This is a genomic window from Sulfitobacter sediminis, assembly GCF_040811725.1.
In the GTDB taxonomy this organism is placed as follows: Bacteria; Pseudomonadota; Alphaproteobacteria; order Rhodobacterales; family Rhodobacteraceae; genus Sulfitobacter; species Sulfitobacter sediminis.
Genome location: NZ_JBFNXX010000012.1, coordinates 1 through 25,145, shown reverse-complemented (window position 1 = coordinate 25,145; position 25,145 = coordinate 1). Strand labels below are relative to the sequence as shown.

Annotated in this window: 29 protein-coding genes, 1 tRNA gene and 1 pseudogene; 18 read left to right on the top strand and 13 right to left on the bottom strand. The window is 60.9% G+C overall.

Translation table 11 applies throughout. The features are described 5' to 3' along the window. Positions 1-7: 7 nt before the first annotated feature. Positions 8-1,048 carry a DUF2332 domain-containing protein gene (locus AB2B41_RS15355; protein WP_367878693.1) on the bottom strand — a complete coding sequence of 347 codons (1,041 nt, stop codon included), beginning with the start codon at positions 1,046-1,048 and terminating at the stop codon, positions 8-10. Continuing rightward, positions 1,045-1,743 carry an aminoacyl-tRNA hydrolase gene (gene pth, locus AB2B41_RS15350; RefSeq protein WP_367878692.1) on the bottom strand — a complete coding sequence of 233 codons (699 nt, stop codon included), beginning with the start codon at positions 1,741-1,743 and terminating at the stop codon, positions 1,045-1,047. The genes AB2B41_RS15355 and pth overlap by 4 nt, the downstream gene beginning before the upstream one ends. A 253-nt stretch (positions 1,744-1,996) precedes the next feature. Here pth and AB2B41_RS15345 point away from each other — a divergent pair, with 253 nt between their 5' ends. Continuing rightward, a complete protein-coding gene (locus AB2B41_RS15345) occupies positions 1,997-3,364 on the top strand; it encodes a DUF4214 domain-containing protein (RefSeq protein WP_367878691.1) in 1,368 nt (455 codons plus the stop codon). A gap of 78 nt (positions 3,365-3,442) precedes the next feature. On the opposite strand, the gene AB2B41_RS15340 is transcribed toward AB2B41_RS15345, so the two are convergent. From AB2B41_RS15340 to AB2B41_RS15330, 3 genes are all read right to left on the bottom strand, one after another. Further along, on the bottom strand, positions 3,443-4,108 hold the full coding sequence (locus AB2B41_RS15340) for a 50S ribosomal protein L25/general stress protein Ctc (RefSeq protein WP_367878690.1): 666 nt from the start codon (positions 4,106-4,108) through the stop codon (positions 3,443-3,445). A gap of 113 nt (positions 4,109-4,221) precedes the next feature. Beyond that, positions 4,222-4,842, bottom strand: a complete 621-nt coding sequence (locus AB2B41_RS15335) for a hypothetical protein (protein ID WP_367878689.1) — start codon at positions 4,840-4,842, stop codon at positions 4,222-4,224. Between the two features lie 23 nt (positions 4,843-4,865). After that, positions 4,866-6,032 (bottom strand): alpha-hydroxy acid oxidase, encoded by a 1,167-nt coding sequence (locus AB2B41_RS15330; RefSeq protein ID WP_367878688.1) that lies wholly within the window; start codon positions 6,030-6,032, stop codon positions 4,866-4,868. Between the two features lie 135 nt (positions 6,033-6,167). On the opposite strand from AB2B41_RS15330, the gene AB2B41_RS15325 reads away from it, so the two are divergent. Together AB2B41_RS15325 and AB2B41_RS15320 are read left to right on the top strand one after the other, a co-directional pair. Further along, a complete protein-coding gene (locus AB2B41_RS15325) occupies positions 6,168-7,274 on the top strand; it encodes an Acg family FMN-binding oxidoreductase (protein ID WP_367878687.1) in 1,107 nt (368 codons plus the stop codon). A gap of 13 nt (positions 7,275-7,287) precedes the next feature. Then, positions 7,288-7,713, top strand: a complete 426-nt coding sequence (locus AB2B41_RS15320) for a MarR family winged helix-turn-helix transcriptional regulator (RefSeq protein ID WP_367878686.1) — start codon at positions 7,288-7,290, stop codon at positions 7,711-7,713. A gap of 75 nt (positions 7,714-7,788) precedes the next feature. On the opposite strand, the gene trpA is transcribed toward AB2B41_RS15320, so the two are convergent. Beyond that, positions 7,789-8,580 (bottom strand): tryptophan synthase subunit alpha, encoded by a 792-nt coding sequence (trpA, locus tag AB2B41_RS15315; protein WP_367878685.1) that lies wholly within the window; start codon positions 8,578-8,580, stop codon positions 7,789-7,791. A gap of 194 nt (positions 8,581-8,774) precedes the next feature. Between trpA and ychF the strand changes: the two genes are divergently transcribed. Further along, positions 8,775-9,872: a redox-regulated ATPase YchF gene (ychF, locus tag AB2B41_RS15310; RefSeq protein WP_367878684.1), complete on the top strand. Its 1,098-nt coding sequence runs from the start codon at positions 8,775-8,777 to the stop codon at positions 9,870-9,872. 56 nt (positions 9,873-9,928) lie between these two features. Here the strand turns inward: ychF and AB2B41_RS15305 are convergent, their stop codons facing one another. Next, positions 9,929-10,228 (bottom strand): hypothetical protein, encoded by a 300-nt coding sequence (locus tag AB2B41_RS15305; RefSeq protein WP_367878683.1) that lies wholly within the window; start codon positions 10,226-10,228, stop codon positions 9,929-9,931. Positions 10,229-10,815: 587 nt separating this feature from the next. Here AB2B41_RS15305 and AB2B41_RS15300 point away from each other — a divergent pair. Continuing rightward, positions 10,816-10,905, top strand: a tRNA-Ser gene (locus AB2B41_RS15300). A gap of 417 nt (positions 10,906-11,322) precedes the next feature. On the opposite strand, the gene AB2B41_RS15295 is transcribed toward AB2B41_RS15300, so the two are convergent. Further along, positions 11,323-12,912, bottom strand: a complete 1,590-nt coding sequence (locus AB2B41_RS15295) for a recombinase family protein (protein ID WP_367878682.1) — start codon at positions 12,910-12,912, stop codon at positions 11,323-11,325. Beyond that, positions 12,909-13,358: a DUF2924 domain-containing protein gene (locus AB2B41_RS15290; protein WP_367878681.1), complete on the bottom strand. Its 450-nt coding sequence runs from the start codon at positions 13,356-13,358 to the stop codon at positions 12,909-12,911. The genes AB2B41_RS15295 and AB2B41_RS15290 overlap by 4 nt, the downstream gene beginning before the upstream one ends. Before the next feature lie 186 nt (positions 13,359-13,544). Here AB2B41_RS15290 and AB2B41_RS15285 point away from each other — a divergent pair, with 186 nt between their 5' ends. From AB2B41_RS15285 to AB2B41_RS15270, 4 genes and pseudogenes are all read left to right on the top strand, one after another. Next, complete coding sequence (locus AB2B41_RS15285; RefSeq protein WP_367878680.1) at positions 13,545-14,825, top strand: site-specific DNA-methyltransferase; 1,281 nt, start codon at positions 13,545-13,547, stop codon at positions 14,823-14,825. After that, positions 14,822-15,388: a DUF5681 domain-containing protein gene (locus tag AB2B41_RS15280; protein ID WP_367878679.1), complete on the top strand. Its 567-nt coding sequence runs from the start codon at positions 14,822-14,824 to the stop codon at positions 15,386-15,388. The genes AB2B41_RS15285 and AB2B41_RS15280 overlap by 4 nt, the downstream gene beginning before the upstream one ends. After that, positions 15,364-15,945 carry a DUF5681 domain-containing protein gene (locus AB2B41_RS15275; protein WP_367878678.1) on the top strand — a complete coding sequence of 194 codons (582 nt, stop codon included), beginning with the start codon at positions 15,364-15,366 and terminating at the stop codon, positions 15,943-15,945. The genes AB2B41_RS15280 and AB2B41_RS15275 overlap by 25 nt, the downstream gene beginning before the upstream one ends. Positions 15,946-16,196: 251 nt before the next feature. Next, positions 16,197-16,367 (top strand): annotated as a pseudogene (locus tag AB2B41_RS15270) (integrase); the annotation flags it as partial. A 197-nt stretch (positions 16,368-16,564) separates the two neighbouring features. Here AB2B41_RS15270 and AB2B41_RS15265 read toward each other — a convergent pair. Beyond that, the gene (locus AB2B41_RS15265; protein ID WP_367878677.1) at positions 16,565-17,245 is read right to left on the bottom strand and encodes a hypothetical protein; all 681 of its coding nucleotides are present in this window, start codon (positions 17,243-17,245) and stop codon (positions 16,565-16,567) included. Between the two features lie 153 nt (positions 17,246-17,398). Beyond that, positions 17,399-17,605 (bottom strand): cold-shock protein, encoded by a 207-nt coding sequence (locus AB2B41_RS15260; RefSeq protein WP_367878827.1) that lies wholly within the window; start codon positions 17,603-17,605, stop codon positions 17,399-17,401. Between the two features lie 256 nt (positions 17,606-17,861). Between AB2B41_RS15260 and AB2B41_RS15255 the strand changes: the two genes are divergently transcribed. Then, the gene (locus AB2B41_RS15255) at positions 17,862-17,996 is read left to right on the top strand and encodes a hypothetical protein (protein WP_367878676.1); all 135 of its coding nucleotides are present in this window, start codon (positions 17,862-17,864) and stop codon (positions 17,994-17,996) included. Between the two features lie 55 nt (positions 17,997-18,051). Here AB2B41_RS15255 and AB2B41_RS15250 read toward each other — a convergent pair whose 3' ends face one another. After that, complete coding sequence (locus tag AB2B41_RS15250) at positions 18,052-18,288, bottom strand: hypothetical protein (protein ID WP_367878675.1); 237 nt, start codon at positions 18,286-18,288, stop codon at positions 18,052-18,054. 147 nt (positions 18,289-18,435) lie between these two features. Here AB2B41_RS15250 and AB2B41_RS15245 point away from each other — a divergent pair, with 147 nt between their 5' ends. Beyond that, positions 18,436-19,167, top strand: a complete 732-nt coding sequence (locus AB2B41_RS15245; RefSeq protein WP_367878674.1) for a Crp/Fnr family transcriptional regulator — start codon at positions 18,436-18,438, stop codon at positions 19,165-19,167. A gap of 447 nt (positions 19,168-19,614) precedes the next feature. Here AB2B41_RS15245 and AB2B41_RS15240 read toward each other — a convergent pair whose 3' ends face one another. Further along, the gene (locus AB2B41_RS15240; protein WP_367878673.1) at positions 19,615-20,031 is read right to left on the bottom strand and encodes a hypothetical protein; all 417 of its coding nucleotides are present in this window, start codon (positions 20,029-20,031) and stop codon (positions 19,615-19,617) included. 242 nt (positions 20,032-20,273) lie between these two features. Between AB2B41_RS15240 and AB2B41_RS15235 the strand changes: the two genes are divergently transcribed. From AB2B41_RS15235 to AB2B41_RS15205, 7 genes are all read left to right on the top strand, one after another. Next, positions 20,274-20,588: a hypothetical protein gene (locus AB2B41_RS15235; RefSeq protein ID WP_367878672.1), complete on the top strand. Its 315-nt coding sequence runs from the start codon at positions 20,274-20,276 to the stop codon at positions 20,586-20,588. Further along, positions 20,585-20,971, top strand: coding sequence for a hypothetical protein (locus AB2B41_RS15230; protein WP_367878671.1), 387 nt, complete (start codon positions 20,585-20,587; stop codon positions 20,969-20,971). Before AB2B41_RS15235 ends, AB2B41_RS15230 begins: the two co-directional genes overlap by 4 nt. A 181-nt stretch (positions 20,972-21,152) precedes the next feature. Then, positions 21,153-21,893: a hypothetical protein gene (locus AB2B41_RS15225; RefSeq protein WP_367878670.1), complete on the top strand. Its 741-nt coding sequence runs from the start codon at positions 21,153-21,155 to the stop codon at positions 21,891-21,893. A 34-nt stretch (positions 21,894-21,927) separates the two neighbouring features. Further along, the gene (locus tag AB2B41_RS15220) at positions 21,928-22,770 is read left to right on the top strand and encodes a transglutaminase-like domain-containing protein (protein ID WP_420014305.1); all 843 of its coding nucleotides are present in this window, start codon (positions 21,928-21,930) and stop codon (positions 22,768-22,770) included. A gap of 94 nt (positions 22,771-22,864) precedes the next feature. Next, the gene (locus tag AB2B41_RS15215) at positions 22,865-23,380 is read left to right on the top strand and encodes a hypothetical protein (RefSeq protein WP_367878668.1); all 516 of its coding nucleotides are present in this window, start codon (positions 22,865-22,867) and stop codon (positions 23,378-23,380) included. A 211-nt stretch (positions 23,381-23,591) separates the two neighbouring features. After that, positions 23,592-23,759: a hypothetical protein gene (locus AB2B41_RS15210; RefSeq protein ID WP_367878667.1), complete on the top strand. Its 168-nt coding sequence runs from the start codon at positions 23,592-23,594 to the stop codon at positions 23,757-23,759. Positions 23,760-23,980: 221 nt separating this feature from the next. Then, entirely contained in the window at positions 23,981-24,847 is an 867-nt protein-coding gene (locus AB2B41_RS15205) for a transglutaminase family protein (protein WP_367878666.1), read from the top strand. The last annotated feature ends 298 nt before the right edge of the window (positions 24,848-25,145 follow it).

Genomic DNA, 25,145 nt, shown 5'->3' with positions numbered 1-25,145 from the left:
TTCCTTCCTACCCCTTGTAGGCCCATTTGATCCAGCGGCCGTGGAAATCCGCGCGCCCCAGATCAAGGGTGATGTCCCCGGGCCAGAGCCGCAGGGACAGCGCAGCGCCGATAGCGCCGGTGTTGTCACCGTCCGTCTCCATCGAAAGCCAGGCCAACGGTCTGTTCGGGGTTGCCTGCGCGCCCGCTGCCTCGATCAGCGCGCGGCCGCGCGCCTGGGCGGCGGCGGGAAAATACTGCCAGGCGACGGTATGCTGCACCAGATGCAAGCGCCCCTGCGGTGCGCTGGCAAGGCGCGGGGCAAGCCAGTCGATCGCTTCGCCCTTCGTGGGCACGGCGGTGGCGATGGAGGCGGCGGCGCGGGTCATCGTCAGCCGGTCGGGCTGATCGGGCCAGAGATAGGCGGTGAGCCGAAGCAGGTGATCACCGCGCGCGGGATCAAGCGGGTTGAGATCGACGCCGCCGCGCTCTTCGATCACAGGTGTCCGAGAGGGTGGCAGTTCGCCTTCCCAATCGGGGGTAAAGAGCACGGCCGGCACGTTCGGGCCAAAGCGGTTGCCGTCGATCTCAAGCGCGTAGTGATCCCACATCAGGTTCAGCCCGCCGCTTGCGCCAAGTTCCGAGAGGTGGAGGGGCAGATCGAAATGTTGCACGGCGACGCGCGCCCCAGCAATGAGGGCGGCGGAGCGGCGAACTTCGTTGGTCTGGGGGGCGCTGTCGGTCCAGTCGAGCAGGAAGTCTTCGTGCGCCTTGAGGGCCGCCAGAATAGCCGGGCGCAGATCTGAATCGCCTGCGCTGTTGGGGGGATAAAGCGCTGTCAGCTCGGGTGCAGCGTTTGAAAGAACCAGTGCGTGCAACCCACCCGAAATGCGCAGGGGCAGGGAGTGACCGCTGGGGCCGATGTCGCCCTCGAAGGCCGCGAATTTCCGGCCCAATGCGCTGTCGGTTGGCCAGTCGTCCGCGAGTATCCGCAGGAGTTGCCCCATGAAAGGAGAGCCCATGCGGGCACAGGTGTCGGCCTGGGCGCGGAAGGCGGCCTCGAGGCTCATCGGAAGCGCTCCAGCAGTTTCTGGAGGGGCGACTTGGCGGTTTCTTCCTCCGCGGCCTCGGGTACGGGGGCGGCAGGCGTTGTTTCGGTCTTGGCCGTGTCACCTTTCGATCCGGTGCCAGAGCGGGGCGGGTTGACGCGCAGCGCCACGGCATTGAGGAACTTGGCGCTGTCACCCGCGACGAGATGGGAGATACCATCGCTCAGCCCGCGCAGTACATCGTCGAGCCATTCCTCGTCCGCCTTGGGAAAGTCGCGCAAGACATAGCCCGGTACCGCGTCCTTGTGCCCCGGATGGCCCACACCGAGGCGCACGCGCGCGTAGTTGGGTCCGATATGGGCGTGGAGCGAGCGCAAGCCGTTGTGCCCGGCATGGCCGCCGCCCTGTTTGTACTTCACCTTGCCCGGTGCAAGGTCGATCTCGTCGTGAAAGACGATCACTTCCGCAGGCTCGATCTTGTAGAACTGGCAGGCGGCCTGCACCGAGCGGCCCGAGTTGTTCATGAAGGTCTCGGGCTTGAGCAGCACCACGCGGTCCGAGCCGAAGCGCCCCTCGGTCAGGACGCCCTGGTGTTTCGACTTCCAGGGGCCAAACCCGTGGTCCGAGGCGATCCGGTCTAGCGCCATGAAGCCGATATTGTGCCGGTTGCGCGCGTATTTCGGGCCGGGATTGCCTAGGCCGACGATCAGTTTCATGGGTATGTCCCTGCCAGTTTGGCGCGGATCATACCGGGGTTTGCGACGGATGAAAATGTCATGTCGTAGGCTGCGCGCGGGCCGGTAACCAGCGCCAGAGCGGCGTGAATCCGCCGTTTGTGCAAGGATCTTGCCGAGAATCGGTGCAGCGCCATGAAAATACCGCAGTCTTTTGTTTGTTAGTCTTCTCGGTAAAGAATAAGGTCCGGGCCGGGCGCAGTCCGGCGACGGGCAACCAAGAGGTGGAACACACGTGGCGACCTATACCCTTCCTGCCTACGTGATCACGGCGGACGGCAACAGCGTGCCGACCAACGCATTCACGAGCGAGATGGAAATCATCGCGCCCAACAGCGCGCCAAGCTTCAGCTATGACATCATCCGCGTGGAGGATTTCGACGGTCTGGGCAACGCCAACGTGGTGTCGCTGAACCAGACGGTGATCTCGAAAACCGTCGAGGGCGGTTCGATCACGGTGCCCGAGACGAATTATCACGCGATCTTCGAAGTGCTCTGGGGCGGCGGGAACCGTAGCATCGTCATGGTGGCCTCGGCCACGGCGACGACGCGGGTGGGGATCGTGCTGGACGGCGATCCGTTCCCGGCGATCAACTCGCTGCAGGACTATTATGACTGGGTGGATGACTTCACCAGCCTGACACCCGTGACGTCGGGGCCCTATGCGGCGGGCCAACAGATCGGCTTCGCGGATTTTCCCGGCGTCGCGGTCACGGCAAGCGCGAATACCATCGGAACGCCGGGCGACGATTTCCTCGAAGGCGATACAGGGAACGATGCCTTCAACGGCCTCGGCGGGGTGGACACGGCCTTTTTCGGGGGCGCACAAAGCAATTACACGCTGGAGATTTCCGGGTCCGGTTTCACGATCGAGGATCATCGACCCGGCGGTCAGGGGCGCGACACGTTGACGAATGTCGAATTCCTCGATTTCGGCACTGAGATACCGCTTTTGAACGGGGAACCGCTGCAACTGGCGACCTACGATGGCGCCCTGGATTTGACCACGGCGGACTTCCTGCAGATCATCGAGCTCTATATCGCCTATTTCAATCGGGCGCCCGATGCGGTCGGGCTCCTGTTCTGGGCCAATGCCTATGCCGATGGCATCTCGCTTGACCGGATGGCAGAGCTGTTTACGCCGCAGCCTGAGACCCAGGCGGCTTATCCGCCGGGCACCACGAACGAGGCCTTTGTCACCACGATCTATGACAACGTCTTTGGGCGTGCGCCGGATCAGGCGGGGTTCGATTTCTGGGTGGGTCAGCTGAATGGCGGCGCGGCCCGGGATGTCTTTATCCTCGAAGTCCTGCGCGGGGCGCGGGTGGATATCGACCCCTCCTTCGGACAGGCGCTGATCGACCAGCAGTTGGCGGACCGTGCCTACCTTGGCAACAAGACCGACATCGGCACCTATTTCGCTATCACGCGGGGCATGTCCGATGTCGATAACGCTTCGACAGTGATGGAGCTTTTCGATGGCTCGGCTGGCAGCGTCACTGCGGCGGTCAACGCGACGGATCAGTTCTATGGCGCGGCGCAGACGGTGGCCGACAGTGAATTCCTGATGCAGTTGATCGGCGTGCTGGACAGTCCGTTCTGATTATCTTTCCTTCGTGAAACGAGAAAGGGGCCGCCAACGGCGACCCCCTTCAAATCTGTTTGCCTGGACGGCGGAGGATCACTCCTCTGCGCCACCTTCTTCCGATTCATCGGTGGTCGGCACTTCGTCGGCGGCCACTTCTTCCTCGTCCTCGTCATCCGACTGCGAAGCAAGGCCCGAAGGCGCAGAGACCTGTGCGATCACAAAGTCGCGGTCGATCGTGGGCTTTGCACCCGCGGGCAGGTCTACGTTCTTGATCGTCGCGCTGTCGCCGATCTCGAGCCCGGAGATGTCCACCGTCACGCTTTCGGGGATGTCGGCCGCGGTCACGACCAGTTCGATCTCGGGGCGGACCATTGTCAGCACGCCACCCTTGCGCAGGCCGGGACAGTTGTCTGCGCCCGCTACCTCGACGTTGATGAACAGGTTGATCTTGGTGGTGCGCTTCAGGCGCATGAAGTCCACATGCGTTGGCAGGTCCTTGACGACGTGGCGCTGCACGTCACGGCAGATCACGCGCACGTCCTCGTGGCCATCCACCTTCATGTTGAACAGGGTCGACTTGAAGCGACCTGCGCGCAGCATGGTCAGCAGCTTGTTGAACGGAATGTTGATCGGAAGCGGGTCCTTATCGCCACCAAAAACAATCCCCGGTACCATGCCATCACGGCGTGCCTGACGAGCGGCGCCCTTGCCTGTCCCCGTCCGTACCTGGGCTTCAAGATCTGGAATCTCTCCGGCCATTTTAATCTCCAATAGGTTAGGGCGGGAATCCTCCAAGGCTGTATTCCCGCGTGAAGCCGTGCCTATAGACCCCTTTCCCCTGCATGAAAAGGGCAAATCTGCGGGTTTCGGTCCTAGACTTCCGGCGTCTCCAAATGCCCGCCTTGGGCCATGATCTGGTCGTAGAGGGCGAAGTCCTCGGACCGTGCCGCGCGCAGGAGCGCGAGGGTGTCATCCCCGAGGGCTGCGTCGATGTCGGGCGAGATGTTTTTCTCGGCGGGTTCCACGGGAAATTGCAGGCGTTCGGACAGGAACATCAGGAAATCTTCGCGGTTCGCGTAGGAGAACAGGTGGTTCACCATGATCCGCCCCTGTCCATCCGTCAGAAAGCTGAACTGCCGGCCGATCTGGGCGCGTGCGGGCGGGTCGTCCGAGATCACCTCGCGCACGAATTGGTCGAAGCTGATGTCGCGCGTGCTTTGAGGGGTGCCGTTGAGCCGTTTCTGGCTGCGGTATCTATACCAGCTTCTGATCTGCTCGACCGGTTTGCGCATAACCGCAACCGAGGCGGGACGGACCCCGAAGGTGTCCTGCAGAAATGGGGCCACCTTGTTGGCGTAGCGCGCGGCGGTGGTGTGCTTGCGGTTCTTGGCAAAGATGATCTCGGCACGCGGCTTCAGCGCCATCTCAATCGCCGTTGTCCCGGTCTTGGGCGTGGCAAGATAGGCGAGGTCGTGGCGCAGGAAGATCAGCATGTCGCCGGTCTAGCAGAGCGCTGTCACGCTTGCCAGCGCCCGCCGAAATCCTCGGGGATCAGAAGGTTGTGCTTGCCGAGATTGGCCACGTTCGTTTCGCCGCAGAGCGCCATCGTCGTGTCGAGTTCCTTGTGGATCACTTCAAGCGCGGTCTTCACGCCCTTCTGCCCCATGGCCCCCAGCCCGTAGACAAAGGCGCGGCCGATGTACGTCCCCTTGGCCCCCATGGCGAGCGCCTTGAGCACGTCCTGTCCCGAACGGATACCGCTGTCGAGGTGGACCTCGACCTTGTCACCCACAGCGTCGAGGATGGAGGGCAGGGCGGCGATGGAGCTTATCGCGCCATCAAGCTGCCGTCCGCCGTGGTTCGACACGACAATTGCGTCGGCGCCGACCTTCAGCGCCATCTTGGCGTCCTCGGCGTCCAGAATGCCCTTGAGGATGACCTTGCCCCCCCATTGCTCCCTGAGCTTGGCAACCTTGCCCCAGTCGAGCGAGGGGTCGAACTGTTCCGCCGTCCAGGCGCCGAGGCTGGAAGCGTCGGAGATGCCGTGCACATGGCCCACGATATTCCCGAATTCGCGCCGCTTCGCCTGCAGCATCTCGATGCCCCAGGCGCATTTGGTGGCGAGGTTCGCCATGGTTTTCAGCGTGAGCTTGGGCGGGGCGGAGAGGCCGTTCTTGAGGTCCTTGTGTCGCTGTCCGAGGATCTGGAGGTCCAGCGTGATGACGAGGGCGGAGCAGTTGGCGTCTTTTGCGCGCTGGATCAGGCGGCTGACGTAGTCCTGATCGCGCATGGTGTAGAGCTGGAACCAGAAGGGGGCCTTCGTGGCCTGCGCCACGTCCTCGATGGAATTGATGGACATGGTGGACAGCGTGAAGGGTACGCCGAAATCGCGCGCCGCGCGGGCGGCCTTGATCTCGCCGTCGGCGTGCTGCATCCCGGTCAGCCCGACGGGGGCGAGGGCCACGGGCATGGCCACGTCCTGCCCGATCATCTGGCTTTTCGTGCTGCGCCCGCTCATATCGACGGCGACCCGCTGTCGCAGGCGGAGCTTGTCGAAGTCAGAGCTGTTGTCGCGGAAGGTCTGTTCGGTCCAGCTGCCGGATTCGCAATAGTCGTAGAACATGCGCGGCACGCGCCGTTCGTAGATGCGTTTCAGGTCGTCGATGTTGGTGATGACGGGCATGGGGCGCACTCCGCGAATTGGTCATCTTTTCTTACCGATCCAAGGTTCAAAGATCAATTGAAAGATCGTGCTTGAATGGTGCGATTTCGTACTATATAAAGTAGTGCAATATTGTACTTTATTTGGAGGTCATTTATGTCCCTGTCCCGACGCAAGGCCCTTTCCCTCATTGGCGGCGGTACGATCCTTGCCGCCACGGCATCCGCGGCCGGTTTCGTCACGACCCGGAAACCGGGCCGTGCCATCGCGCCCTGGGAGCTTGCCGGCGGTTACCAAGACGCAAGGATGAACGCGCTCAGCTTCGCGCTGCTGGCACCCAATCCGCACAATTTGCAGCCCTGGCAGGTCAGGCTGCAGGGACAAAACGCGCTGTCGCTTTTCCACGATCCGTCGCGCAGGCTACCCGAAACCGATCCCTTCGACCGGCAGATCGTGATTGGGCTGGGCTGTTTTCTGGAACAGATGACGCTGGCCGCCGGGGCCGCGGGCCATACGGTCGATCTGGAGCTCTTTCCCGATGGGGAGGGCGGTCCGGTTGCGCATGCTGTCTTCAGAGAAGGCGCCAAGGGCGATCCCCTTGCGGCGCATATCCTTGACCGGCGCTCGTGCAAGGAGCCGTTCTCAGACCGTCCGGTCCCTGCGGCGCTGGCCAACGAACTGGAATTGATCGCAGATATCTACACGGAGGCGCCGCTTGTCGCCGCCCTCAGGAAGCTGACCTTCGAGGCATGGATGGTCGAGGTACTGACGCCCCGCACCATGCAGGAGAGCGTGGAGCTTATGCGCATGGGCAAGGCCGAGATCAACGCCAACCCGGACGGTATCGACCTCGGCGGCCCCTTTCTCGAAAGCCTCATGCTGGCGGGGGTGCTGACGCGGGAGGCGATGGGTGATCCGGACAGCAGCGGTTTCCGGCAGGGGATCGATATCTACCGCGAGATGCTGAACGCCACACCCGCCTATGCCGTGCTGACCACTGCCGGGAACTCGCGACTGGACCAGATTGACGCTGGTCGCCGGTGGTTGCGGCTGAACCTCACGACGACGCGGATGGGGCTGTCGCTGCATCCGGTAAGCCAGGCGCTGCAGGAATATCCGGAGATGAAGAACCATTACGATGCTGCCCATGCGATGCTCGCCTCCGGGGGACATACGGTTCAAATGCTGGGAAGGCTGGGTTATGGTCCGCAGACGCCACGCACCCCGCGCTGGCCGCTGGAGGCAAAGCTGACACGTGCATGAGAAAGACCCGCGCATGCTCTTTGAAGTGTTCAAGGAGATCGGGATCATCGAACAGCTCAGCCGCGCCCAGCTTGAGGCGCGGCTGCCTGACGGTCTGATTGCGCCGCATTTCGCGGTGCTGAACCACCTGATCAACCGGGGCGACGGCGCGGTGCCCATCGACATGGCGCGGGCTTTTCAGGTGCCCAAGACGTCGATGACGCATACGCTCAAGGGGCTGGCCGCAAAGGGCTATGTCGCGTTCCGAGATAACCCGAAGGATGGCAGGTCGAAGACAGTCTGGCTTACGCAAAAGGGCCGGGATCTGCGCGAGCGGACGATCCGGGACCTCGCTCCGGTCTTCGGTGACCTGATGGGAGAGATCGACCACGAAGCGCTTATTGGCATTCTGCCGACCCTTGTGCGCCTGCGCGAGGTGATGGATGCGGCGCGGGACTGATTGCATCGCTGGCGCGGGCTCATCGGCTGCCGCATCTTCGCTGCTGGTGCGAGACCCTCGGGCGAAGGGCCTGCGTCAGGCGGCGTGGGCACCGTCGGCAAGTGTTTTCACGAAGGCCAGCACCTCGGCGGCGCTGTCGCCCTTGGCGATGCGCGAGACGATGGCGGAACCGACAACGACACCGTCGGCGACTTCTGCGATGGCTTTCGATGTCTCCGGCGTGTTGACGCCGAAGCCCACGATGACCGGCAGGCCGCTGGCTTTCTGGATGCGTGCCACTTCGGGCCCCACCTCGGCGGCATTGGCTTCGGCTGAGCCGGTGATGCCGGTGATCGAGACGTAATACACGAACCCCGAGGTGTTCTGGACCACCCGCGGCAGGCGCTTGTCGTCGGTCGTGGGCGTGGCGAGGCGAATGAAATTGAGGCCCGCGGCGTTGGCGGGCAGGCAAAGCTCGGCGTCTTCCTCGGGGGGCAGGTCGACGATGATCAGCCCATCTATGCCCGCGTCTTTGGCCGCTTCAAGAAAGCTCTCTACGCCCATGGAGTAGATCGGGTTGTAGTAGCCCATCAGAACAATTGGGGTGGTGTCATCCTGCGTGCGAAAGGTCTTGGCCATTTGCAGGGTCTTTTTCAGTGTCATGCCCCCGTCGAGCGCGCGCTGGCCTGCCAGCTGGATCGTGGGACCGTCGGCCATGGGATCGGTGAAGGGCAGGCCCAGCTCGATCACATCGACACCGGCAGCGGGCAGGCCACGCATGACCTCGAGAGAGCGGTCGTAGTCGGGGTCGCCTGCCATGATGTAGGCGACGAAGGCCTTCCTGCCTTCGGCTTTCAGAGCGGCGAATTTTGCGTCGATGCGGGTCATGGCCATGCCTTCTTCTGTCTTGGGACGTGGAATGCCGAACCTTGGCGCGGAAATCAATGCGTGACCTGCCGGGCATGATGATGAATCCGGGAAAATTCTCCGAGCGAGGCCGCAGGACGGATGCTGTGCCCTTGCGGCCCCGCAGCTCAGGCCCTAGGAGGACGCCATTCCAGGGTAGCCAAGAGGGCAATGTGATGGGTTTCAAGATGGGCATCGTGGGTCTGCCGAACGTGGGCAAATCGACCCTCTTCAACGCGCTGACGCGGACTGCCGCCGCGCAGGCCGCGAATTTTCCCTTCTGCACCATCGAGCCCAACGTGGGAGAGGTCGCCGTTCCGGACGCGCGGCTCGACAAGTTGGCAGAGATCGCAGGCTCCAAGCAGATCATCCCGACGCGGATGACATTCGTCGATATCGCGGGGCTGGTGAAGGGCGCCTCCAAGGGGGAGGGCCTTGGCAACCAGTTCCTAGCCAATATCCGCGAGGTGGATGCGATTGCTCACGTCCTGCGCTGTTTCGAGGATGGCGACGTCACCCACGTGGAGGGGCGCGTCGATCCGGTGGCCGATGCGGAGACGATCGAGACCGAACTGATGCTGGCCGATATCGAGAGCATCGAGAAGCGGCTGCAGAACATCGTCCGCAAGGTCCGCGGCGGCGACAAGGAGGCGGTGCAACAGGAGCGGCTGATGAAGGCCGCGCTCGAGGCGCTGGAGGCCGGCAAGCCCGCGCGTGTCGTCGAGGTGGATGCGGAGGACGCCAAGGCCTGGCGGATGCTGCAGCTTTTGACGACAAAGCCGGTGCTTTACGTCTGCAACGTGGGCGAGGGCGATGCGGCTTCGGGCAATGATTACTCCGCGAAGGTGGCCGAGATGGCGGCAGCGGAGGGCAATGCCCATGTCATCATATCCGCCCAGATCGAGGAGGAGATCAGCCAGCTTGATCCGGAAGAGGCGCAGATGTTCCTTGAGGAGATGGGCCTCGAGGAGCCGGGCCTCGACCGCCTTATCCGGGCGGGCTACGAGTTGCTGCACCTCGAGACTTATTTCACCGCGGGGCCCAAGGAAGCTCGGGCATGGACGATCCCGGCGGGGACGACGGCACCGAAGGCGGCGGGGGTAATCCACGGGGATTTCGAAAAGGGGTTCATCCGGGCCGAGACGATTGCCTATGACGATTACGTGTCACTTGGGGGCGAGCAGGCCGCGAAGGAAGCCGGCAAGATGCGCGCCGAAGGCAAAGGGTACATCGTCAAGGACGGTGACGTTTTGCACTTTCTTTTCAACACCTGAAAAAGAAAGCCCGGCACCTTTCGGTACCGGGCCTTATTGTCAGTGAGCGCTGGGAGTTAGCGGCTGTCGTTGCCGGGGCCGAAACCACCGTAAACATAGCCTTCACCGGCGGACCGGATCGCGCTGCGGGTGGAAAAGGTCACGTCCGGCGTGATCTCATCGTTCGCGGTCGAGAAATCCTGGTCCGCGCCGCGCTGTGCTGCGTCAAGATCGGTCGGGCGCACGTCGTCGGAGTAGATCACTTCGGCATTCTTGGACGTGTCCAGACGCAGATCGTAGTACTTGGTCGACTTCTCGGAAGCGACGGCGGCGGTGCTGATCAGTGCGGCAGCGGCGGTTGCGATAAAGAGTTTCATATCATTCATCCTTTCTTGTTTCATTCCGAGATCAAGGCACCGTGCCTCGTCTCGTTGTTGCCTACACAACGGCACGGCGTCGGAAAAAGTTTCGCCGCGGTGCGGCTGAATGATGGATGAAAGGCGGATTCTGGCCTGTAGCGACGCGAGAGTATCCTATTTTTATATAATTATTTCATTAGCTTAGATATTTCTGCATCTGCGACATTCTGTCGTCTCACAACAGGATCACGGACGCGTGATAGCGCCTCGTTGCACGGATAGACACCTCTCGATACCCCGGTTGAGAAGCGCGTTTAGCGCCGTTTGGCGGTAGGCTTGGCTCCTGTCTTTTGCAGCAAACGGGGCGATGTTTTGCGACCTAAGTGCGCCGCGCAGGGTTTTTCCCTGCTGTGCCACCCGTTAGAGGCTGGTTGTGGCCAATGGTCCGGAGAGTGTGGCGCGAAACCTGTCACCTCCAGTTTTTCGATGATTGGACTGAGGCTTGTAGGGTTGTCGGACGCCCGAACGTCGAAACCGCCCTTTTTTCGGCCGCGCGGCGAATTTGCCCTTGTTCATCGGCAAACGCCCCCTGTATAGCGGCAGGCGGAGACGTGGCCGAGTGGTCGAAGGCGCTCCCCTGCTAAGGGAGTAGGCGGGAAACCGTCTCGAGGGTTCGAATCCCTTCGTCTCCGCCACCCATATTTGACATCTGTCTTGAGCGTTGTGCTGGTATCCGTATCCCGCGGATAACAGGCAGTAATTCCGCGTCCAATCCGAACTTGTGTGGCGTTGATACTGCGTCTCTGAGGCTGATTATTGGGGCTTCGTGCGGCCGGTCTCCGGCGGTGTGATGGTCGGGTGAGTTTCGCTGTTCGCAGGGAATTAACAGGGAGTTTCCCCCCTTTTTGGCCCCAGAACAGGGGGGAATCGCGTGCGGATTTGCGGGCCGTCTGGATTTATATCGCTTTTTCAGAGGGTTGCGCTGATCATCATAAGTTTCCTGTTTTTCTGCAAAACAGGGTAGAGAATGCGCAGAACAGGGGGGGCTTTTTGTGCAGAAACAGGGAATGATTTGCGCAGAACAGGGGTCGGTTCCCGCTTTGGTTTGGACTTTATGTTTCGACCTGCCCAAAGCGCGTCATTTGCTCCGCCCAACTGATTGGGAACTCTGCGCCGAGGAGTTTTGAGAGACTGAGATCCTCGGGCTGGCGTCCGCTGAGAATCGCTGCCTGGAGTTCGGGGGCGAGGAATGCCAGCCTTACAAGGCGCCGCTGATGCGGTGAGGTCGGGCTGGCCTCGAGCCATGGTAAACCGGTGCGATCCGTTTGCACCATGGCATGGGCGCGGCGCAACGCCCGGATGAGTACCGGGTCGGGCGTCGGGCCGGGGCGTCGGGCTGTGCGAATGATCGCCGCAGCACTGCGGTCGGGGAGGTCAAAAGGCAGCGACAGGCACAGGGCCCGCGGATCGGTCGGATGCGCTTCGACATGTTCGGCGGCGGCCAGCGTGGCGAAGACGGCGGGCCGCAGGTTGGCAGGCAGGGTCAGAACAATCCGGTGTTTGTGGACCTCTATCCGCATAAGGCAGGTGAACGGGTCCGCAGAATGAAGGCCATCGATCTTGTTGAGGCGATCATGGATGGTCTGTTCGAGGAGCAATGCTGGCACGCGTCGGATGAGGCCGTCCTCTGGCGCCCGTTGCCCTTTCTGCAAGGAGGTCGAGACGTAGTATCGATAGCGCTTGCCATGCCGTCCGACGGCAAAGGTCGGGGACATCCGCTCTCCGGTGGCATCGAAGATCAGCCCGGTCAGTGGCATCTGCGAGCTGATGGGGTCGCGCTTGGCCTTTCCGCGTCGCACCTTTCCTGCAAGCCCGTCCTGGACGGCATCAAAGAGGGCCTGGTCCAGAATGGGGTCGTGCAACCCGTCATGCACTTTGTCCTTATGGGTGATTTTGCCGACGTAGACGGGATTGCGCAGCAAATGGAACAGCGCTCCCCGTCTGAACGGCTGGCCGCCTCTGATACGGCCATCGCGCAGGGCGACACGCTTCGTAGTGTACCCGTGCTCGCCCAGCCAACGCTCAAGCGCATGCACCGATCCAAGCTCGAGATAAGTCCGAAAGATCGTTCGAACCGTCTCGGCCTCACCGGGGTTTACGGCCAGCGCCCGGCTGCCATCACGGGGCAGATCGTAGCCGAGCGGCACCATGCCGCCCATCCACATGCCTTTTGCCTTGGAGGCGGCGATCTTGTCGCGGATACGCTCTCCGGTCACCTCCCGTTCGAACTGCGCAAAGGAGAGGAGGACATTGAGCGTGAGACGCCCCATGGAGTTTGTGGTGTTGAAGGCCTGTGTGACGGAGACAAAGCTGACGGCATGGCGATCAAAGAGTTCAACCATGCGGGCAAAGTCGGGCAGGGAGCGGGTCAGCCGGTCGATCTTGTACACGACGACAACGTCGATACGGCCTGAGGCGATATCGCTCAGCAGGCGCTGCAGCGCGGGTCGCTCCATGGTACCGCCGGAATAGCCGCCGTCGTCGTAGCGGGAAGGCAGCGTGGTCCAGCCTTCGCCAGATTGGCTTCTGACGTAAGCGTCGCAGGCCTCCCGTTGCGCATCAAGGCTGTTGAAGCTCTGGTCGAGGCCTTCCTCGCTGCTCTTGCGGGTATAGAGCGCACAGCGAATGCGTTGCCTGGTCATGTGCTCGCCTTCCGCAGGCCGAAGAAGCGCGGGCCGTTCCAGCGGGTGCCAGCAATGGCGGTCGCCGCCGCCGACAGGCTTGGATAGACCTGCCCGTCATACCGAAAGCCGTCCGGTTCGAGCACGACCTCCACGCGCTGGCCCTGCCAGTCCCGGGCAAAAACCGTGCCAATCCCGAACTGCATGCCTTCGGGCTGGACCGGTCCCCGGCCGGAGAGTTTGCGCCGGGTCTCATAGGGAAGGCCGCCCTGTGTCATCGCTTGTATGCGCCATGCAAGCATCAGGCGCAGCAGTTCGACGGACCGCAACCCCGGTGGATCGCCGAAGTGCTGACCCCAGAACAGCCGCAGCTCTTGAAGGTCCAGGTCTTCGAGGATGGAGATGTCGGTCACCGTGGCGGGGTGTGACCCGCTTGCCTGTGTCTTGTGGGCCGGTGCTTTGTGCATGGTGTGCCTCTTCGGTTGTGACAATAAATCTTGCCGCTACCGCGAAGCGCCCGTGAGGCCGGGCGTGCTGACATGAACGCTCGTAATGCGAGGGAAGTCCAGCGCCGGGTGGCCGGTCTTGCGGAACAATATGTGAACACCATATATTGATCGTAGATTCGCTTCAGCCACAAGGAGTGGGCAGGCATGAGCCAAATGCATACCCCGAACAGACCGCTGAACATTACCTATCGCCCAGTCGAGGCCCTGCGGCCTGATCCTCGGAATGCACGTGTCCATCCAAAGTCCCAGATTGTGCAGATCAAGTCAGCCATTGAGGCATTCGGGTTTACCAACCCGGTTCTGATTGATGAGGAAGACGTGCTCATCGCGGGCCATGGTCGGCTGCGAGCTGCCAAGGAGCTGGGTCTTGCGGACGTGCCAACGATCCTGCTGGCCGGGCTGGATGAGGACCGTAAGCGCGTGCTGCGAATTGCGGACAACAAGATCGCGTTGAATGCCGGATGGGACTTCGATCTGCTGAAGCTCGAGCTTGGCGAACTTGCCGCACTCGATCTCGACCTTGATCTGACCCTGACGGGGTTCTCTACGGGTGAGCTCGATGTGATCCTCGATGACGGAGACGATCCGGACGACGAGGTCATCCCGGCTGCGCCCAAGACCCCACGCACACGGCCAGGGGACATCTGGGCGCTTGGCCCGCACCGGATCGGATGCGGGGACGGACGCGATGTCGGGTTCCTGCGGCAGGTGATTGGTGAGACCGCTGAGATCGATGCTGCGTTCCTCGACCCGCCTTACAACGTGCGGATCAATGGCCATGCCAACGCGCGCGGTCGGCATCGGGAGTTCGCCATGGCCTCCGGAGAACTGGATACGGAGGGGTTCAGGCGGTTCCTGAACGAGACGCTTGGGGCCTGTGCGGCGGTCTCCCGCGACGGGGCAGTCCACTTTGTGTGCATGGACTGGCGGCATATGGAGGATGTGACAGTGGTTGGTCGGGAACTCTACGGAGAGCTGCTCAATCTCTGCTTCTGGAACAAGTCCAATGCGGGCATGGGGTCGCTCTACCGCTCGAGGCACGAGCTTGTCTTTGTCTACCGGGTCGGCCGCGCACCCCATACCAATATGGTTGAATTGGGCAAACATGGGCGCAACAGGACCAATGTTTGGGACTATGCGTCGGTCAACACGCTCAAAGGCAACCGGCGAGCGGATCTTGATCTGCATCCCACGGTGAAGCCCGTGGCCATGGTGGCTGATGCCATCTGTGATGTAGCGAAACGCGGTGATCTTATCCTCGATATCTTCTTGGGCTCCGGGACCAGCCTGATCGCGGCTGAGCGCGCCGGACGGCGGTTCCGCGGCGTCGACATTGATCCCGTCTATGTCGACGTCGCCTTGGCGCGCTGGACGGCGATGACCGGGGCGGAACCGAAACGTGTTCAGGAGGGCGCCAGCGAATGACCAGGAAAGCAGGTGGACGCCCACCTAAACACACCCAGTTCAAAAAGGGACAAAGTGGTAATCCGAAAGGTCGACCGAAGAAGTCGACAGAGGAAAGAGACCGCTCAGCTTTTGACATTCTTGTCGACAAGACGCTGACGATCACGAAGAACGGGATGACACAGGAGGTCAGTGTCGAGGAGGCGCTGGAGCACAAGACCTACCAGGCCGCGATTGCGGGCAACCGAGCGGCCCGCAGGGAGGTGCTCAGGATGATCTCGAAGCGCGAGCAGGCCTTGGCAAAACGTGCGAAACCAAGAGCACGCCCCATCGAACTCAAGGGCGAAATGGACCCTGACAATGCCAATGAGGCGCTTTTGCTCCTTGGGATTGCGGTGAAAGACCCGCAGGATTTTGGTCCGAATGACACATATGATCGGCTCAAGCTCGAACCCTGGGCTGTGCAGGCGGCGCTCTCGCGCCGTCGCGGGGGCGCAAAGCTTACCGCCAAAGAGGTGAGCGAAATCAAGCGGTGCACGCGCGAACCTGAACACTTGAAATGGCCGAGGGGAACCGAGGAATGAGCGGGTCAGACGACGATGTTGGGTATGGCCGACCGCCCCGGTCAACCCGGTTCAAGCGGGGTCAGAGCGGCAATCCCAGAGGACGACCGCGGGGACGGAAGGTGGGCATTCCCCATGACGCGGTGCTTGGTCAGATGGTCACGATCCGAGAGAATGGCAAAGCAAGACGCATTACAGCCGCTGAAGCATTCCTTCTGCAGCTTACCAAGCAGGGTCTCGAAGGAGACAGCGTAGCGGCACGCCAATCGCTGGCAGCCATTCAGGAGGCGCGGGCAAAGCGGGTTATCGAGAGCCAGGAAAACCAAGTGGACTGCATTGTGCTTGTGCCGGTCTCATTCAATGTCAATCCGGCGCTCGAGCCGCTGCGCATGGCACGCAAACTTGACCGCTTCCGCCCCACAGCGCGGATGATGCTGGAGCCATGGATTGTCGAGGAGGCACTGGTACGCCTGGGCGGACGCAGACTGAGCCCAGACCAGCAGCGTATTGTGCTCCAAGCCACGCGGACACCTCACAAGGTGAATTGGCCAGACTGGTGGACTGTGCGACCAGAGTAGGGTGGATCAAGCATGCGGAAAAAGAGGTGGGGCAACGACCCTCAATGTCGGCTTGCACCCCATTGCGGATCTCAGTGGAATGAGAGCCAGAAGGCTGCAACGGAGGGATTGTAACCACCTTGATGAACGACAGCACCTTCGAACCGGTCATTCGAGACAAGCGCAGCGAACGACTGGAGGGAGCCCATCGCGGAAGTGTCAAATTCTCGCTGCGCGCGCTCGCCGCGAAAGAATTTCTGCCGATGCAAGGTGGATACGGAACGCATTCGCCGCGCCGAACAAAAGCTGCTGAGATCTACCGGAAAGCGGGTAAAGTGCGTACGGTTCAGCTTTTGCTAGGGCACACAAAGGTCGACAGCACGGTGCGTTACTCGGGAATTGAACTCGAAGATGCGCTGAGTATCGCCGAGGATATTGACGTTTTGGCTTTGGGCGAGCGGCTGGTGCAGTTTGACTTTGCGGGTCGATCTGTCGCACGTCCCCTGTTTAGGTAATGCTTCCAACGCGGCCGAAGATTCTTTTGGGGCATTGGTCGTCTCAGTTGCCCTGGATAGCTCGACTTCGATTGAATTGGCCGTCAGTCTAACTGACTAATCACTCGGACTGATAGCTTTCTTACTTATACAGCGATACGGATGGCGGCGCAAAGTTCCGGGTGCATTATCCAGTTTCCTGGCTTGTGCTCATGGGAGGGTACATTTCGATATCCAATAATCGCGCTTCCATCCGAGGCCGTTGAAGGCTCCTTGGAGCCTGTTCCTGAAAACAGATAGCCCGCAATCATCCGACCTGCGCTGGCCAGCGCTCTATTGGCAGAGGTCGTGGACTTGTAGCTGCCAGCAATCGCAACCTTAACCTCTGCCAGCCCATCCGCTTCCGCTAGTGACAGCGCCATCACCATGGCGCGCTGCGGGCGCGTCAGCTCGACAGTGTAAAGCGCCTCCGCGTATTCGTCTGCTGTTGGGACCTGCGTCCCCGTATGAGGATCTGTTCTGCGATCTTCGGCCCTGCGGACTTCACGCGCATCGATGGCGGTATGCAATGCGGTGATCGCATCATCCTCGGTCTGACCAGTCGCTTCGGCAATCAGACCACGCGCCTTTGTTGGTGGCATTGGGAATGCCCGGGCCGTGTATACGCCAGCTACATAACCGGATTTGATCTGATATCTACAATAGGCGCCGATGCGGATCGGTTGAGCGGCTTCTTTCGTGGTCTCCTTGGCCTTCGAGTTCTTCGACATGCCCTTAAAGACGTCACGTCCCGCACCTGATCTGTTTGGCGCTGTTAATTCTGACATCGGCCGGTCTCCTGAGATGAACAATTCGTAGTGCTGGTTAGCAAGATACCGATCATGTCAAAGGAACTCCTGCGCTAGGCCGCGGAAGTCTACTGACAAAACAAAAAGCCACCTGGCGATGGGGCGCCCCATGGGAGCGCCCACTTACAAAACTCAGGCAAGCGCGATATTGATTGCGCTTTCGCGGCCATCGTTGCCGGACTCGACATCGAAGGTCACCTTCTGATCGTCGTTTAGGGTTGTCATACCCGCCCGCTCGAGGGCGGAAATGTGCAGAAACACATCCTTGCCACCCGTTTCAGGGGCGATAAAGCCGAAGCCTTTGTTGGTGTTGAACCATTTCACTGTGCCATTGGCCATGTGAATTTTCCTTATTTGATCGCTGCCCACGATATGCGGCAGCCTGGCTTCTCACGACGGTGTCGAGCGCTGTGAGCCGGTAAAGGAAAACAGAAAGTCGAATGGAGGTCAGTAGCAGATAAGATATGGTGACCGCCCGGAAGGGTTACAAGGTGCAAGCTATCGGATTGCCGATGTTTCCTTTGCCAAGTGGGTGTCTATCCGCTATCGGTCACAAGCTGCTGGATACCCTGGCGGTCAGAAAAGGAAAGCCATAATGTCGTTCAAAGACTTGGCAAAGAAAGAGGCCGCCGACAAGAAGGCCTTGCAGGAAAAAGATACGAAGTCACAAGCTGCGTCCGAAAGCCCCCCTGTCTCAAAGACTCAGTCGACCGATCCAAAGACGGGTTGAGAGTGCGCCTGAGCAGGCAGGGCTTTTGCGCAGAGCTGGCGTCAGAGGGTTGGCGCTATGAGCGTCGTGACAGGTTGCCGTCGAGGATGATCTCCTTGATCAGCTTGGCGGTTTCCATATGGAGTTTTCGCTCAGTTTCCGGGCCCTGGGCATTCTCGTGGGTCGCTGCCGCATCGCGGAGAATGCCAACAATCTCTTGTTCCGGCAGCAGGTTGCAATCATGCAGGGCCAGCAGGAGGGCCTCGCAAATCGAGAAGGCAGCCATGCCTGCGGGGTCTTGTGGGTCTGACATCGGGCAATCCTATATCGTTCGTTAAATTGCGATCGGGTTGGGTTTGATCGTCATAACCTCACAAAGAGATTGGTATGTCGTACTGATCGAAAGCAGTCTCAGCAGCGATTTCTTTCGGGAGTACGCGCCGGTTCGGGGGGACCGAAAATGAACATCAAATCCAGTCCACTCACCCGAAAGCTCTCTGCGTTTGTTGCTCTGTCGGAGACTGAACTGGCCGTTCTGGAGCGTTTGCACCAGAGACGGAAATCCTTCTCCGCAGGGCGCGATCTCGTTCACCAGGGCCAATCGGAACAGGCGGCCTACATTCTGGCGGCGGGTTGGGTCGTATCTTACAAGATCCAGCCTGATGGGTCGCGGCAGATCGTTGATTTCCAGATACCGGGGGATTTTCTGGGGCTGCGCAGCGTTCTCCTGCACACCTCCGATCATGGGATTGAGCCAATCGTCGATATCGAAGCTGCAGAAGTTCTGGTGAGCGATCTTCTGCAAGCCTTAGCAAAGACACCCCGGCTGGCCACGGCCGTTCTCTGGGCCGTGTCGCGCGACGAAGCAATGGTTGTCGAGCATCTGGTTGGGCTGGGGCGGCGCGATGCGGATTCGCGCATGGCGCATTTCCTGCTGGAGCTTGGCGTGAGACTGTCACTCGTCGGTATGGGAAGTCGGCAAGGCTATGCCTGTCCGCTCACACAATATCATCTGGCTGATGCGTTGGGGTTAAGCGCCATTCATGTCAACCGCGTACTTCGCAAACTCCGCGAAGGCGGGCTCGTCACGTTTCAGGGCGGATTTGTCACATTCGATGACTACGAGGGATTGGTTGCATTGGCGGATTTCGATCCGGCCTATCTCGATCAGTCACGACCTCTTTTGCCGTGAAATGGCCGCCCGAAGTCAGGCTTTGGGCGGCCCTGCAGTTTTCTTACAGGTACCGACATTAAAGCAATGCGCGGCTTGCCTGTTTGAGTTCCTTGTGAGCCTCTCCGTCGTTTTCGGCTTCATGGGCCTTTTCAGCGGCTTGTTAGTGCTTCAGCGCTGCGGCCTTCTTAGGGCCTTCGGGTGCCTTGTCCCAGGCAGCCTTGACGGAAGCCATGTGTTTCACGGTCTGGTTTTCCTGGCTTTGATTTTCTTCATTCATGGAAATGTCCTTTCCTGGACGGTCCGAGAATAAGAGGCGCAGAATTCATACAGTTCTATTGAGGAACTGCATGTGCCCCGCGCCTCTGAGCTACTTGAAAAAATCCACCATGACTTTCGGTGGACAGTGTCACTTATCCGGTTTCTCGGTCTCTGTGCACTGACGCAAGCTCTGTGCACTGGCGAAAGTTAGCCCGTCCGTGCAAAAAAGACGATCCACGTCAGAACCACGACGCCAACGAGGGCCATCGTGGTCCAAGAGATCGTCAGTTTTGGAAAAGTGCCGGTAGCCGCTTCGAGCGATTTCGAGACGCGAAGCGGGGCGCGCTCCGGCAGCAATGAAACCAGCTTTGCCGCTCTGCCCTCGCTTGCGAGTGCCAGCGCCGGAATGTCGGAAATCGCTTCAAAATGGGTCGTAAGTCGTACCTGAGCATCCTCCCGGTCGAGACGTGCAAGCGCACGCGCCTCGTTCCAAGGCTCGAGGTCAAGGCGCGCAAGCGCTGACAAGACCGTCACGGCCGCGCCGGTCCTGTCCTCGCCCACTTCTGCGAAGAGGAAGGCATCGTAATCGCTGCCATCGGTGTGGAGGACATCCGAGGTAGACATGGGTTTCCTTTCGGCGTGAGACGAAGGCGCAGACCTGCATGGAATTGTTTGACGCTGTGGAATGGCCTTAACTCATACCCTGACAGCAAAGAACCCGACGGGCGCTAACCTCGATCAGCATCGCCCCGCGATGGCTCGGATAGTATGTACTCAACTGCCGTGCCTTGGCGCGGCGATCCTTTCCATGCATGTCCCGATGGCGGCTGCGGAAAGTTCAATATTCTATTCAATGGAGGCCCGGGATGCTCACACGTTCGACCAGATCAATGGTGACGTTTTCCAACGACTTCACGATTGGTGACAGCACTCGGGCGCTTCCGGCCGGAACGTATGAAATCCTTATCGAGGAAGAGCTTATGCAAAGCCTCAGCTTCGAGGCGTACCGGCGTACCGCGACATACCTGATGATCCGCGGGCGCGGGAGAAATGCAGGGCAAACGAGCATGCAGATGACCACACAAGACGAGGTCGACCATGCCATCGCATCTGATCGGGCCCTCTCCGAAACCACCAATGACAGCGAAGCGGCGCTTTCCCCGCTGGAGGACACGACATGACCACACCCGAATGGCTAAAACCCGGCATCTACGGCGCGCTACTTGGCGCAGCATTTGTCGGCATCGCTGGATTTTCCTGGGGCGGCTGGATGACCGGAGGCGGCGCGGAGAGCATGGCCAACAAAATGGCGCAAGAGGAAGTGATTGCGGCGTTCGTGCCCTTCTGCCTCGACATGTCCCGCACCGACAACGAACGCGTTGCAAAGTTGGCGACGATCCGCGAGGCCTCATCATTCAAGCGGCGCGACGCCGTCATGGGAACAGGCTGGGCGACGATGCCTGGCTCAGATGGTCCGGACCGCGATCTCGCGCAAGCTTGCCTCGCAGCACTCGAAATAGATCGATCACCAGAACGCGCGGAAAGCGAGGCCGATGAAGGATGAACCGCGCCATGTAAACTGCACCACCCGAGACGACCGTTCCCGGACCGCGCGTGCCACCCATGGGCGATCCAAAAAACGCGCGCAGTCCGACAGGTCTTGGCCCAGAGCGAGAGAGACTAAGGAGCACGTCCAGACGCCTACGAGTCATTCGCTGGTTCGATTGGTTTCGAGGCTGATTGTCATGGCCGGTGTGTTCGCGTCACTCGCTTTCCCGGTTCTTGCGCAGGGTGGTACCGGGCCTACCCCCGAGAACGCTCAGGCGCTCAGCTACGGTGACGGCTGGAACTGTGATCCTGGGTACCGGCTTGACGGCGATGCCTGCCTTGCCATCGCCATCCCGGAGAATGCCTATGCAACCGGCCGGTCCTACGGTTCGGGCTGGGCGTGTCGTCGCGGGTACGAAGACGCGGGAGGAGCGTCCTGCGCAGCGATCCCGGTACCCGACAATGCGTTCCTGCGATCCTCCGGCTATGACTGGCAGTGCGATCGCGGCTACCGGCAGGATCGCGAGACCTGCGTTCCCATCGTGCTGCCAGACAACGCCTATCTATCCAACGATACCTCAGGCTCCGGATGGACCTGCGAGCGCGGTTTCACCGCCAGCTCCGGCACCTGCGTTCCGATTGCCGTTCCCGAGAACGGTTATCTCACCAATGCGGACTACGGTGACGAATGGGCTTGCGAACGAGGCTTCTTTGAAACCGATGGCCGTTGCGATCCCGTCGCGCTTCCGGCGAACGCCTTTCTGGACCCGGCGTCCTACGGGCCGGGATGGCGTTGTGAGCGGGGATTTGAGACCGTCGACACCACCTGTATCGAGATCGACCTTCCGGCAAACGCACATCTCGATCGAACGGGAAACACTTGGCGTTGCGATCGCGGCTTTCAACTCGCGGATGGGGAGTGCGTTCTTGGACGATAGTGCGCCACGATCAGACCACGGCGACTCGCCCGGCATCCGGATGCGGATAGGCTGTCGCATTCGTTACCGGCTGACCCAGCCGACGCCGCTCATTGCAATGCTGAACGTGCACTATTCGCGCTTCGGCGATCTCGAGCGTGCCGATTATCTCGTGACGCATCCGAGCGTGCCGCTGGAAAGCTATCGCGACGGGTTCGGCAACTGGTGCACGCGGATGGTGGCGTCGGCGGGGGACTTCACCCTGTCCACCGACGGGATCTTTCGCGACACCGGATTGCCCGATCCGACAGCGACCGAGGCCGCGCAGAACGCCGTTCAGGACCTGCCCTTCGAAACCTTGGTCTACCTTCTCGGCAGTCGTTACTGCGACACCGATCTTCTGTCGGAAGAGGCCTGGCGCCTTTTCGAGACCACTCCGCCGGGCTGGGCGCGCGTGCAGGCGATCTGCGACTTCGTGCATTCCTCAGTTTCGTTCGACTACATGCAGGCGAGCGCGACCCGAACGGCGTCCGAAACGCTGGCCGGACGGCAGGGGGTCTGCCGGGATTTCGCCCACCTTGCCATCGCCCTCTGCCGCTGCATGAACATCCCAGCGCGCTACTGCACCGGCTACCTGAGCGAATTCGGTCGACCGAAGCCTCAACCGCCTGACGATTTAGCGGCCTGGATGGAGGTCTTTCTGGGCGGTCGCTGGTGGGTCTTCGATCCAAGAAATAACAGCCCGCGCAAGGGGAGGATTCTGATTGCGCGCGGACGGGACGCCTCTGATGTGCCCCTGACTCAGACATTCGGGCCGAATACACTGACACAATTCGACGTCTGGACATGGGATGCCGAGGACGATCTCGAAGTGGCACCTCCCGGTTCTCGAAACTAGCGCCGCGCGCGTCAACGCCGGTTCTTGTCGGTCTGCCCGTCCTCGGCTCGAAGACGGCATGGTTGGTCCGCCTGTGGATGAGCGAGTTCGCAACATGAAACCATTTGGGAGAATTGAGATGACCGCCTCGACCAAGACCACCGCCGTATTTCTCCGACCCTTCCAGCTTCCGAGTTTCAACGAGACCCTGCCACCCGGCGAATACGAGATCGAGACCCAGTTGCTCGAGCCCGTGGATTGGATCGAACCGGGCACCTGGACGTCGTCCGTTCTCGTGCACCTCCATCCGCGCGCCTCGCACCCCGGGCTCGGCCGAACGCTCACCGTGCCGCTTGCCGAACTGGAGAGCGCAGTGGCCAAAGACAAGCTCACCGGCAAGGCTCTTAAGGACTACTTCCTTGAGGAGATGCTGGCTGACCCGATGATCCGTCTTGTCATGCAGGCGGACGGGGTGAACGAGGCCGAGCTCCGTGACCTCTATTCGGCTCGGTCCCGAGCCGGCCAGGAAAGCGCAGGCGAAACGCGCAGCGCCGCCCCGCCACGCAAATGGACTGAGAGGGAAGATACTGGACCGCGCGCTGGAAGCGGGCGCCCGGGCATCGGAGAATGACTTGCGGGTCCGCAATACGGCACCAGGTCCGGCCGCAAGCGGGCCGTGGTAAGGCTTTGGGAGCATTGCCGTGACGGATGCCCCGATCAATCTTGACGGTCGCAGGACTGTGGCGGACCGACTGAAGACGGAGATGCGGCGGCGACCTGGGAACGACGCCCCGTCTTTGGTTCCCTCGCCGCAACCGCATCTCGGTAGCCTCGAAGACCAGATGTTGGGGGAACCGGCGCGGACATGGGTCGAAGTGATGGAGAAGTGGCGGTTCCTTCTCGAACGTTATGCGGCAACACCGGCGGCCTGCGATGAACGAATTCAGAAACTGATCAGGCGGGCCGTTGGAGACATGGAGCGGCTGCGGAAGCGTGAGGAGCGCAAGTGACGATGAAATCAGCGGACGCAGAAGTCCAGGTTGCGAGGGCGACCGCCGATATTGCCGCCGAGCGTGTCTGCCTGAAGTGCCGGTCGCCCTTCTGGAGCGAAGGGTTCGGTGAGCGCATATGTTCGCGCTGCAAGGCTTCTTCCGTCTGGCGCGCGGCGATCTCCGAGGGTGGCGGACACGGGCGCCGACGTTCCGGCGGTCGTTTATCGTAGGCCTCGCCGATGCCATCGGTCACCCTCACGCACACGACCAGCTATCGGTATCACACCGCTGTTTCACTCGGGCCGCATCGGCTGATGCTGCGTCCGCGGGAAACCCGGGATCTCAGCCTGACGTCCTTCGACTTGGAGATCAGTCCCGAAGCGCGCATTGATTGGTCTCATGACGTGGCCGGCAACGCGATCGCGACGGCTCAGTTCGACGCGCTGGCAGAGGCGCTTTCGATCCGGTCGATCGCGCAGGTGGACCTCCGCGCCCCCGTCTGGCCGGTCTTCCCGATCGCCGCCTACGCCGCGTCTTATCCATTTCAGTACACTATCGACGACCAGACTGACCTCGGGAATTTGGTCATGCCACAGTATGCCGACGATGCAGGGCGGCTACCCCATTGGGTCGGAGCATTCGTCATGGGACGGCCGACCGACACGCTTTCCCTTCTGAAGGACATCAGCAACGGTGTCACCGCTCAAATTCTTTACCAAAGCCGGGAGACAGAGGGCACTCAAGGACCGCTGGAGACCCTCGACCGGGGGTGGGGCTCGTGTCGCGATTTCGCCGTTCTCTTCGCAGAGGCGGTCCGGACGCTTGGCTTCGGCGCGAGGATTGTATCGGGATACCTCTTCAATCCTTCAGGAGACGAGCTTGGCTCCGCGGACGCTGGCTCGACTCATGCCTGGGTCGAGGTATTCGTACCCGGGGCAGGCTGGATATCGTTCGACCCGACTAACAGATCGTTTGGCTCCACCAATCTAATTCCTGTCGCCGTGGCGCGCAGGATCGAGCAGGTTGCCCCGGTATCTGGCAGCTTCCATGGAAGATCCGGCGACGTGTTGGCAATGGAAGTTAGGGTGGATGTGAGGGATTCCTGAGCGCCTCTGTCCGGGAAGTCCCAATGCAAGAAGTATTGTGACTGTATCTTCGTGGCCGATTCTAGCATCCATGGCATGGAGGAATGGACACATTCCGTCACTGTATCAACTGCTTAACCGCTTGAGGTGTGCGGTTTGTGTGCAACGCAATGCGAAGGTCCGCAGGGCGCGCCAAAGCAGCCATGTGCGCAAGCGCAGCGAATTCACACTTTGTCCGGATAGTGTTGAAAAAGTCCGTTGATTGGTTGGTCTGCCGCTGATTCACTCTGATTAAGAGTGGAGGTGCGGCGATGATGGG